Annotated in this window: 10 protein-coding genes; 2 read left to right on the top strand and 8 right to left on the bottom strand. The window is 61.6% G+C overall.

Annotated features, from left to right (window positions below; all coding sequences use genetic code 11):
- The 4 genes from FNJ47_RS07210 to FNJ47_RS07195 all read right to left on the bottom strand — a co-directional run.
- On the bottom strand, window positions 1-707 hold a 707-nt coding region (locus FNJ47_RS07210), incomplete at its 3' end, for an ABC transporter substrate-binding protein (RefSeq protein ID WP_235999587.1).
- Window positions 708-753: 46 nt separating this feature from the next.
- Window positions 754-1134, bottom strand: a complete 381-nt coding sequence (locus tag FNJ47_RS07205) for a cupin (RefSeq protein ID WP_163152046.1) — start codon at window positions 1132-1134, stop codon at window positions 754-756.
- Window positions 1135-1151: 17 nt separating this feature from the next.
- A complete protein-coding gene (locus tag FNJ47_RS07200) occupies window positions 1152-2621 on the bottom strand; it encodes a 4-hydroxyphenylacetate 3-hydroxylase family protein (RefSeq protein ID WP_163152043.1) in 1470 nt (489 codons plus the stop codon).
- 19 nt (window positions 2622-2640) lie between these two features.
- Window positions 2641-3285 (bottom strand): flavin reductase family protein, encoded by a 645-nt coding sequence (locus FNJ47_RS07195; RefSeq protein ID WP_235999582.1) that lies wholly within the window; start codon window positions 3283-3285, stop codon window positions 2641-2643.
- Between the two features lie 42 nt (window positions 3286-3327).
- Between FNJ47_RS07195 and FNJ47_RS07190 the strand changes: the two genes are divergently transcribed.
- Window positions 3328-3918, top strand: a complete 591-nt coding sequence (locus tag FNJ47_RS07190) for a MarR family winged helix-turn-helix transcriptional regulator (RefSeq protein ID WP_165445575.1) — start codon at window positions 3328-3330, stop codon at window positions 3916-3918.
- A gap of 275 nt (window positions 3919-4193) precedes the next feature.
- Window positions 4194-5036, top strand: a complete 843-nt coding sequence (locus tag FNJ47_RS07185) for a helix-turn-helix transcriptional regulator (protein WP_163152040.1) — start codon at window positions 4194-4196, stop codon at window positions 5034-5036.
- Between the two features lie 9 nt (window positions 5037-5045).
- Here FNJ47_RS07185 and FNJ47_RS07180 read toward each other — a convergent pair whose 3' ends face one another.
- The 4 genes from FNJ47_RS07180 to FNJ47_RS07165 all read right to left on the bottom strand — a co-directional run bounded on the left by FNJ47_RS07180 (window position 5046) and on the right by FNJ47_RS07165 (window position 9444).
- Window positions 5046-6722: an amidohydrolase gene (locus FNJ47_RS07180; RefSeq protein WP_163152038.1), complete on the bottom strand. Its 1677-nt coding sequence runs from the start codon at window positions 6720-6722 to the stop codon at window positions 5046-5048.
- A 116-nt stretch (window positions 6723-6838) separates the two neighbouring features.
- Complete coding sequence (locus FNJ47_RS07175; protein ID WP_235999579.1) at window positions 6839-8023, bottom strand: substrate-binding protein; 1185 nt, start codon at window positions 8021-8023, stop codon at window positions 6839-6841.
- A 36-nt stretch (window positions 8024-8059) separates the two neighbouring features.
- A complete protein-coding gene (locus FNJ47_RS07170) occupies window positions 8060-8761 on the bottom strand; it encodes an ATP-binding cassette domain-containing protein (RefSeq protein ID WP_163152036.1) in 702 nt (233 codons plus the stop codon).
- 2 nt (window positions 8762-8763) lie between these two features.
- Window positions 8764-9444, bottom strand: a complete 681-nt coding sequence (locus tag FNJ47_RS07165; protein WP_235999577.1) for an ATP-binding cassette domain-containing protein — start codon at window positions 9442-9444, stop codon at window positions 8764-8766.
- Window positions 9445-9450 lie beyond the last annotated feature (6 nt).

The raw sequence follows: 9450 nt of genomic DNA, 5'->3' as shown, positions 1-9450 counted from the left end.
TCGGCGACGATCTGGATGTCCGGCTTCAACGCCTTCAGCGCTGCGGTGAAGATCTTGGCCGCGTCATGGCCGAACGCATAGTCCGGATTGATGATCGCCACCGTCTTCACGTCCGGCTTGCGATCCAGAAGATAGACTGCGTAAGCGACGAACTCAGGCACCGTGTTGCCGTTGGGACGGAACACGTACTTGCTCTTGCCGTCCATGAGCAACTGATGAGTATCGCAGTTCCAGCCCACGGTCGGGACCTCAAGCTGCTCGGCGATCGGAGCCAGCGCGAGGCAGGTCGCGCTCGACAAGGCGGCGACCATCACCTGATTCTTTGCATCGCCCGCCAGTCGGCGGTATTCCGCGATCACGCCTTGCGCGCCCTGGGCCTCGTCGACATAGGTCGCGGTGACCGGCACACCTCCGATCCCGCCCTTGGCATTGATTTGGTCGATCATGAGATCGGCGGCGTTCTTGCCGGGCATGCCGTAGGCCGCGGCGGGGCCGGACGTGAACGTAAAGACGCCAAGTCCCACCGAACTCGGCTTGTCCTGCGCGGCGACCGGAGTTGTCGCCACGAGGCCGATCGCGAGAGCACCGGCGAGACCATCGACCACCAATCGACGATTGGCCTGGGGCAGCCCCCGATCGAGCCTGAAATGCAGTTGCAGCGACGACAGGCAACGCGCGAATACGATCGAGATACCTTTGAACGCCATATTTTCCCCCTTGAACGGTCGAACGATGTTGTCGGTCGGATCGGCCTCAGACCGGATCGAAATAGTGCATTTCGAGAAGCAGGCAGCCGTTGACGGACTTGAACGGCCCGTGGGGCGCGTGCGGCGGCCGACAGGCATAGGTGTTCGGCGGAAAGCTCTTGCCGCCCTCGCCCTTCTCGTCATTGCCAACGATCAAGTCGCCCGAGACGAGATAGACCTCTTCCCAATACTCGTGCGAAAACGGCGCGGTCGTGTAGACGCCCGGGGCGAAGCGCAGCAGCCGGGTTCGCGTCCCACGCCGCTTCTCCTCGTCGAGCCCTCCCGCAACGATCTTCTGCTGGATGCCGGCCGGGTAGCCTGCGGGCGTTTCCCAACCGGTGCTCATGTCGAGCGTGTAGAATTCGTCGTGCTTCTTGTTGACGGGCATGTGTTGTCTCCGTTGGATCAGGCGGCTTTGCTGGCGGTCGACACGCCATTGAGATCGTAGGAATCGAGCATCGTCTGGACCAGCCGGTCGGCGCCGGCCCAATCGTAGGTCCGATAGGAATGTCCCTTGGTGACGAAGGTCGCACCGGCGTAGAACATTTCGTACTGCTGGTGGCGGGAGCCGAATTCCGACCCGACCGCATCCCAGGCGAGCTTGTAGAACTTCACGCGCTCATACGAATTGGCCTTCGGCGACTGCTGCGTCTTGCCGATCAAGGCCGCGATCTCCGGATTGTCAAAGTCGGCGACCGATGAGGGCAGCATGATCATGCCGCCACCGGCGAGTTCGCGCAGCGTATTGATGATGTGCGCGTAGAGCTGTTGCGTCAGCACCTGCGCGGAATAGAGCGTGTGCCGGTCCGGGATGAAATAGGGGCCGACCAGCGAGCCCTTGGCTTCCATCGCCGCCACCAGCGCATCGACCATGCCGGTCTCGGCCGCGAGCTGACCGAGCATCTCGCGCACCTGCGGGAATTGAGTGACGCCATTCATTTCGGCCGTGCGATGCGCGAGGCCGGCCAGGAACTTGAGCTTCACGCTGAGACGCACCATCGCCTGATAGTTCTGATAGACGTGGCAGGGCGTGGCGTGAAACTGCTTCTGGCACATTTCGACGTTGCCCTCGATGAAAACGCGATCCCAGGGAACCTTCACGTCGTCGAAATAGAGAACCGAGTCGTTCTCGTCGAAGCGGCTCGACAACGGATTGTCGAACACCGCGCCGGCCGCGTCCTCGTAGGACTTGCGCGACAGCATCTTGAGGCCCTTCGAGTTCATCGGGATCGCAAAGGACATCGCGTAGCGTTCTTCGCCCGGACGCATCGGCTGGATGGTCGTCACGAAAACCTCGTCGGCGACCACGCCTCCCGTGGCGAGCATCTTGGCGCCGCGAACCGTGATCCCCTCTGCGTCGCGATCGACGACCCCTGCGGTGAGGAATGGATCCGCCTGCTCGGCCGCCCCCTTTGAACGATCGGCCTGCGGATTAATGATGACGTAGGTCAGGTAAAGGTCATTGTCGCGCGCATAGCGGTAGTAGCTGTCGAGCGCGCTCGCGCGAGCCGGGTCGTACGCCTTGAAGACGTCGAGCCCCATGTACAGACCGGAGATGCACGAGGCGACATGGTCCGGGGCACGGCCCATGAAGCCGGCATGCAGCGAAGCCCAAGCTTCCAGTGCCTTCCGCCGCTGGACGAGGTCGGCATAGGATGTCGGAAGCTGCCAAATCCGGTTGGCACGTCCGGCGTCGGTCTCGAACGTCATGAGATCGACGTTCTCCCTGGCGCTCGCAAAATCGAACAGCCCGGCCATCGAATTGGCGAGATTCCGATAGGCCCGATGAGCAGTCACGTCGCCGACCGCAGCCCCGTTGATGTAGATGGTCCGCCCGTCCCTCAGTCCAGACAGATATTCCTTTGCACTACGCATCGCGGTTCTCCGGTTCGAACTAGTAATGAATGGGAAGCGGCCAGGTCGGCTCGCGCTCGCTTTCGTCGACGAGGTCGCGATAGCGGCCCCGAAAGAAGATCAATGGCGCAGTCGGCTCATTGCGCGCGGTGTAACGAACGACGCGAACGACAAAGATCACGTGATCGCCGCCGTCGTGGCTTCCGAATGGCGCGCATTCGAAATGAGCCAGAGCCCCCGATATCAGCGGCGCCTCGGCATGACCGACTGAGGTCTTGACCTGGTCCCACTTGTTGGAGAGAGCGCGCGCGAACTGGTTGGAAATCTGTTCTTGATCGCGGGCGAGGATGTTGACGGCGAAGCCTTTGGCTTCGAGCATTGCAGGCAGGCTTTTTGCCTTGCGGTCGACGCTGAACAGGACCAGCGGTGGATCGAGGGAGACGGAATTAAACGAGCTCATGGTCATGCCAATGAGCTCTTCGCCCTGGCCGCGTGCCGTTACCACAGCAACGCCGGTCGCGAATTCTCCCAACACTCGCCTGAATGCACGGTCCTCCATGGGACGCCTGCCTCGCTGCTTCGACCCTGATTTATAATTGTCAGATAGCTTTCTGACAAAGCTATCTGACAATGTCAAGCCCTCTTGCTGGGCGCGCGCATGCGTGCTTCTTAGGCAACTACGCAAGACTATGATTTCGCGGGGAGAACGGCCGTGACTGAAGCGCTTTTGACGGCGTCGAAGCCCGAACTGCTCGACAAGGAGGGAGATCGAACGCTTCGCGGCGTTCTCTACGACTATTTCGCGTTCGGGCGCAGCCTTGATGCCTGCCGTGAAATATTCGCGAGCTTCGTCGATCTGTCGACCACTCAGTATCTGATCCTGATCGCAATCAAGAATTCGACCGCGGAAGAGCCAATGGGTGTCAATCAGGTCGCCGAACGGCTGTATCTGAGCGGCACTTTCGTCACCAATGAAGTCAACAAGCTCGTTTCCGACGGCCTCCTCGAGAAGAGCCCACATCCGGAAGACCGACGGCGCGTGCAGCTTGCACTCACCCAGCACGGCGTTGGCCTATTGATCCGTCTTGCCGCCCTGCAGCGCCCCGTCAACGACGCGTTATTTGGGATGCTGACGCGCGAGGAGTTCAGGACGCTGTCTCATTTGCTGTCGCGTCTTGCGTCGAACGCGGACCGTGCAGTGAAGCTCGCCGAACATGTCAAAGCGACCCTCAAGTTTCAGGACGATCAGCGAGCTTTGACGACGAATTCGCCGTCCCCCCGCAAGAAGGGACGTGCGACGCTTCGTAATTCTCGATAACGAAGCGGCCGGCTTTCTACCGCTCGTAACGGTCTGGTTGCAGGTTCGAGCCCTGCCGGGCCAAATGCCATGAACCCAAATTGGGCCAGTAGAGGCCGTGAACCAAACAAGAATTCGTCGCCAAGAGGTCAGGCGGTCACCGAAAAGGCGTCGGCCCGCGCAACCACGGTCTCGCGCCGCCATTCCAAGTACGATACAGTCGGACCGGAAAATGGACGCCTGGCCACCCGCGGGCCTACCCATCCTGCGGTGTTGCAATCGGACCGGAAACCACCATGCCACGACAGGCCGCGGGGCTCGACAACAACCATTTTAGTGACGTCGCCGTTAGGTTGGTTGCCAACGCGGGCCGTAGCAGCTTCGAGACTGAATTGATCGCGGCGGTCAAGAACTGCCTTGCGGTCGATGTCAGCCTGATGCTGCTCTATCGCAAGAACTCGAGCCCGCGACTGCTGTTTCACGATTGGACCACCCAGCGCGGAGCGCACGGCGTCCAGAAATACCTGAAGGGTCCCTACATGCGGGACCCGTTCTACCAGATCGTCCTGGACCGGGCGCACGACGGCCTCTACCGGCTAAACCAGATCGCTCCCCGGCAGTTCTCGCGCTCGCGGTACTATCAGGAGTATTACCGGCACTACGGCCTCCACGACGAATTCAATTACCTGTTCAATCTCGATGAACACACCACTTTCGCGCTATCGCTCAGCCGCAAGAAGACCAGCGAATTCTTCACCCCCGAGGAAGCCAGGCTGCTCCGCGATCTGGAGCCGCTGATTCAGTCGGCCGTCACCCGGCACTGGGAAGACGTGCACGTAAACAAGACGAGCCCCATCGAAGGACAGCTCGCCTCCGCGCTCCGGCAGGCGATTCAGAAGTTCGGGACGGGCGTGCTGACCGAGCGCGAATGCGAAGTAGCCCGATTGATCCTCCACGGCTATTCCCTCAAGGGGGCCGCCGAGAAGCTGTCGATCTCGGACAGGACGGTCAAGCTTCACCGCAGCAATCTCTACGCCAAGCTCGACGTCAAATCGCACGGCGAGATGTTCGCGCTGTTCCTCAACTCGATCATGTCGGCGCCGAACGCGCACAGCGATCCTCTCGCATCCTATCTCTGACGGACGGGCTCAACTTTCGGATTGAAAGGTGATGCGACCGTCACAGATGGTTGTCGTGGGTCGAATATCCGCCAACCGCTCGTGAGGAGCGGCTTCCACGTCGCCCGAGAGCACCACGACATCTGCGAGATATCCAGGCTTCAGCATGCCTTTGCGGTCTTCCATAAATTCGACCCACGCGCTGGTGCGCGTGTAGGCAGCAAGCGTCTCCATCAGCGTAAGGCGCTGGTCCGGCAATCCCTGCTTCCAGACCTTTCGTGTCATGGCATCGTAGATGCAGCTCATCGGCGCGAGCGGCGAAACCGGCCAATCAGTCGCGAAGACGATCTTCGTCCCTGCATCAGCCAACGCCCGCCACGCGAATGTCAGATGCCAGCGAGCCTCACCGACGCAGGACAGGTACGGCTCGAGCGGCATTCCGGCGCTTCCCGGCGGATGGGTGGGCTGCATCGAGGCCACGGTGTCGAGCTCGGCGAAACGCACGACGTCTTCCGGCTGGACGATCTCGGCGTGCTCGACTCGGTTGCGTCTGTCTCGCGCTCCATTCGCCGCAATCGCGGCTTGATAGCCGTCCAGCACGATCCTCACCGCCCCATCTCCGATCGCATGCACTGCAACGGACAATCCCAGCCGATCCGCCTCGGTCGCGATCTTGGCGAAATGATCGGGAGCGAACAGCGGATCGCCTTTCCAACCCGGACGATTGGCATAATCGTCGATGAAGACCGCCGTTCCCGATTGGGCGACACCGTCCATGAAGACCTTGACGAAATCGCAGCGAAGCCGGTCAGTGTGGAAACGCGAGCGCCAGGCTGCAGCCTTGTCGGTGAGATCGCTGAGCGGCATGAAATTCTTCATGTGGAACGGCATGCGCATGCGCACAGGAAGCCCGCCCGTTCGCTCGATTTCGTCCAGCATCTCGAGCTGGTAGAGATTGCCGTCCATGTTCTGCACGGATGTGATGCCGAGCGACGCGCAATAGGCCAATCCCTGCTTGATCACGGCGATATCGGCGGCGCGCTCGGCGTCCGTGACATGCGCGGGCTCACCCCCGGTCTGCACGCCGAGCATTGACCGAGCGCCCGTGCCGCCGAGTGCCATCACCGGCGCCATCGCGCTGGATTCGCGCAGCTCGCCATTGGCAAGACCGTCGTCACCCATCACGATCTCGTTGCCGACGCCGACGTCCCGTCCATGCAGGATCCCCGCCTGACGCAGCGCCTCGGTGTTCGCCCAGCCGGTATGATTGTCGGGTGCGGTCATGACAAACGGCCGGTCCGCTATGACGCGGTCGAGATCATGGCGCGTGACACGATCAATTTGCGAGAAGATCGTGTAGTCGGCACGCCGCCCCACCAGCAAAGACAGATCCGGATTTGCCACCGCGTAATCCTGAACCTTGCGCTTGAACGCGTCGAAGCCCCGAATCCCAGTCAGTGAAAGTTCGCGGAGGCTCGCCGAGCCGCCGAAGATATGCATGTGCGATTCATTGAATCCGGGCAGTACCGTTCCGCCCCCCGCATCGATAATCTGCGTATCGGCCGAGCGACAGGCCAGCACATCCGCCTCGCGGCCGACCGCGAGAATGCGATTTCCTGCGATCGCAACCGCGTCCGCCTTTGTGCCGGTCTCATCCATGGTCAGGACGCGGGCATTGCGAATGATGATCGTGGCGGCCGTAGCCATTTTTGACCTCTTTGATCTTGCGGGGCAACACAGGCGAACCGATGGAAATATCCGCGCGGGCGCCCGCTGCCACGGCCCGTGGCGTCGCAGCGGAGTCACCTGACGTGGATCACGCTCTAGCTGCGCAGGTTGCAGTCCGGCGTTACCGGTGCAATCTGCCCGAACGACTTGGTCACCTCGTAGTGCCAGCCGTCTTCGGCGCACTTCCCGACATATGAATTGAGGACGCAGCAATTGTTGGAAGGATCGATTCGAATCGGGCCTTGCGGCGCGTCGAACTCGACCGTCGACAGAGCGGCGATCACCTTGTCGTCCTCGACGGAGCCGGCCTTCTCGACCGCGAGCGCATAAAGATTGAGGCCGTTGTAGGCGGCTTCGCCGATGCTGTTGAGCATCCGCTCCTCGCCGAACCTGCTGCGGAAATTCTTGATGAAAGCCTTGTTCGCGGGCGTATCGATCGCCATCCAGTAGGACTGCGGGGCGTAGGTTCCTGCCGCGAGTCCCTTCGGCAGCGCAGCCATGTTGATCACCTCGTCCGCGGGCCCCACCATCGGCTGCTTGAGATCGAAACTGCGGTACTGCTTGAGCTGACCGACGCCGTCATTGCCGACCACCATCGACCAGACGACGTCCGGCTTGAGGTCCTTGACCCGCTGGAATGCCGGGCCGAAATCCTGCGTGCCGAACGGATAGAAATCCGCAGCTACAACCCGTCCTCCCGCCTTGCCAAGTGCGGCGGTGATCGCATCCGTCATCTTGCGCGGCCAGGAATAATCCGAGCCGAGGATGTAGACCGACTTGCCGAGGTTGCTGGTCACCCAGGGAACCACCGGATCGACCTGCTGCGTCGGAATAGCACCCGTGGCGACGAAGTAACGGCTGCACTCGCCTCCCTCGAAGAAGGTCGGATAGAAATAGAGCTTCTTCGCCTTCGCGGTTACCGACAGTGTTCCGGCCCGCTCGAGCGAGATAATTCCGCCCATGATGACATCGACCTTGTCCTGGCCGAGTAATTTGCGCGCCTTGTCGACCGCGCCCTTGGTGGTGGTCTGATTGTCCTCCACCACCAGCTCGATCTTGCGGCCGCCGATTCCGTTCTTGGCATTGAGCTGTTCGGCGGCCAGTTGGTAGCAGTTGAGCAGCGTCTGGCCGAGAATCGCCTGCAGGCCGGTGGTCGGAATCGTCAACCCGATCTTGACGGTATCGGAGGCCCTGGCGATGCCAGGCAACCCGATGCCCGCGAATGCGGCGAGCGCGCCTCCCCCTTTGAGCACCTTGCGTCGGGAAATCAGCTTGGACATGGTGTTCCTCCTCCATTGGTATCCTGTCGATTCGCCTCAAAGCGCCAGCAGCTCCTTCAGCAGCGCTTCGTTGCGGAATTCCGTCGTGAGTCCCGTGTGCACGATCCGTCCCTTGTCCATCACGAGGCAGCGCGAAGCGGCATGCAGCACGAATTCGAGATTTTGCTCGACGAGCAGAACAGCGATGCCCTTGTCTGCGGCCAGTTTCAGCACCAGCTCGGCGATCTGCTGAACGATGTTCGGCTGGATTCCCTCTGACGGCTCGTCGAGCAGCAGCACCTTAGGTTGACCGCACAATGCGCGTGCGATCGCGAGCATCTGCTGCTGTCCGCCCGAAAAGGTACCCGCGAGCTGATTTCTCCGCTCTCGCAGGACCGGAAAGATCTCGTAGACTTCGTCGCGAACATCCGCCTTCCGGCGACCAATCGCCGCGCGCGTTCCGACCTCGAGGTTTTCCTCCACCGTCAAACGACCGAAGATCCCACGCCCCTGTGGGACATGCGCGATGCCGGCGCGCGCCCGGCGATAGGCCCGGATCTTGGTCACGTCCTGGCTGTCCAGCCTGACAAGTCCGCCGCGCACGGGAAGCTCCCCTGCCAGTGTACGCAGCAGTGTGGTCTTGCCCGCGCCGTTGCGACCAAGCAGCGCGACGACCTCGCCTGCGGTGACGGAGAGAGCGACGCCATGAAGCACCGGAATCTGGTCGTAGCCAGCGCGGATGTTCGAGACGACCAGCACGGCTACCGCCTCCCCAGATAGACGTCGCGCACCGCCTCGTCCGCCTCGATCTCGCTGAAGGGACCGCGCCGGAACAGGCGCCCCTGGTGCAAGACCAGCGTGTCGGTATCGAGAGCCCGGACGAAGCTAATGTCGTGCTCGACCGCGATGATCGCAGTGTGCCTCTTCAGGCGATGGAGCAGTGCGGCCGTCGCCTGGGTTTCCTGGGAGGTCATGCCGGCCGTCGGTTCATCGAGCAGCAGGAGCTTCGGCGACGCCGCGATCGCCATGCCGATCTCCAGCCATTGCTTCTCGCCATGTGAGAGGTCCGCGGCCTTTACGTCGCGGCGCGCTGAGAGGCCGACCATTTCCAGCACATCCGTTTCGTCCGGTTCCCTGGCCGCTCCCCAGCGCGCGACGTCCATATTTTCCGCCACGCTCAACGAAGGAAAGACCGAAGGAATCTGGAATTTTCGCGCAATGCCCAATCTTGAGATGCGGTGTAGCGCAAGGCCCCCAATGTCGCGTCCACGAAAGGCGACGGAGCCGATCGACGGGCGCAATGTTCCCGTCAGCACGTTGAGGAACGTGCTCTTGCCCGCGCCGTTCGGGCCGATAATGCAGGCAAGCGACCGGCTGGTGATCGAATAATCGATATCCGACAGCGCGGTGAGACCGCCGAACTTCACGCTGACGCCCTTCATCTCCAG

Origin of the sequence: Bradyrhizobium uaiense (genome assembly GCF_010811875.1) — a bacterium.
Taxonomy (GTDB): domain Bacteria; phylum Pseudomonadota; class Alphaproteobacteria; order Rhizobiales; family Xanthobacteraceae; genus Bradyrhizobium; species Bradyrhizobium uaiense.
The sequence above is the reverse complement of the archived record's forward strand: the minus strand, read 5'-3'. Positions and strand labels throughout refer to the sequence as shown.

What these genes read in the sequence shown, in the direction of transcription:
- FNJ47_RS07165 (WP_235999577.1), bottom strand. Translation starts at nt 9,444, where the DNA reads ATGAAGGGCGTCAGCGTGAAGTTCGGCGGTCTCACCGCGCTGTCGGAT.
- FNJ47_RS07185 (WP_163152040.1), top strand. Translation starts at nt 4,194, where the DNA reads ATGCCACGACAGGCCGCGGGGCTCGACAACAACCATTTTAGTGACGTC.
- FNJ47_RS07205 (WP_163152046.1), bottom strand. Translation starts at nt 1,134, where the DNA reads ATGCCCGTCAACAAGAAGCACGACGAATTCTACACGCTCGACATGAGC.
- FNJ47_RS07175 (WP_235999579.1), bottom strand. Translation starts at nt 8,023, where the DNA reads ATGTCCAAGCTGATTTCCCGACGCAAGGTGCTCAAAGGGGGAGGCGCG.
- FNJ47_RS07180 (WP_163152038.1), bottom strand. Translation starts at nt 6,722, where the DNA reads ATGGCTACGGCCGCCACGATCATCATTCGCAATGCCCGCGTCCTGACC.
- FNJ47_RS07200 (WP_163152043.1), bottom strand. Translation starts at nt 2,621, where the DNA reads ATGCGTAGTGCAAAGGAATATCTGTCTGGACTGAGGGACGGGCGGACC.